1 protein-coding gene is annotated in these 277 nt (G+C 62.8%); it reads left to right on the top strand.

Annotated elements, in window-relative coordinates; all coding sequences use genetic code 11:
• The coding region (locus QSK31_RS48650) for a hypothetical protein (RefSeq protein ID WP_285692020.1) at positions 1-277 on the top strand (277 nt) is incomplete at both ends.

The raw sequence follows: 277 nt of genomic DNA, 5'->3' as shown, positions 1-277 counted from the left end.
AGCTTCAAGAACTGGCCGGATGGCTGACAACCGAAGCCTCCGGATGGGAAAGCGCCTACGAACAACTGGTCACCGAGCGGTCTCTGCCTCTTCCGGTGACGTGGAACGGGTTTATGCGGGCTGTAGCTGATCTTCAGCCGTTGACGCGAGGTAAGGTTTACGCTGCGGTCCTGGCCTACGATTCCGCCTCTGTCGAGTTGCGTGCCCTGCTCCCGGCGATCCAGGTGCCGACCACGGGGGAGATGCTGCGCGACAGCCGCACCATCACCCTCGACCC

It is taken from the genome of Actinoplanes sp. NBRC 103695 (assembly GCF_030269485.1).
Lineage (GTDB): Bacteria > Actinomycetota > Actinomycetes > Mycobacteriales > Micromonosporaceae > Actinoplanes.
Note: the sequence above shows the minus strand (reverse complement) of the source record. Positions and strands in the feature narration are given on the sequence as shown.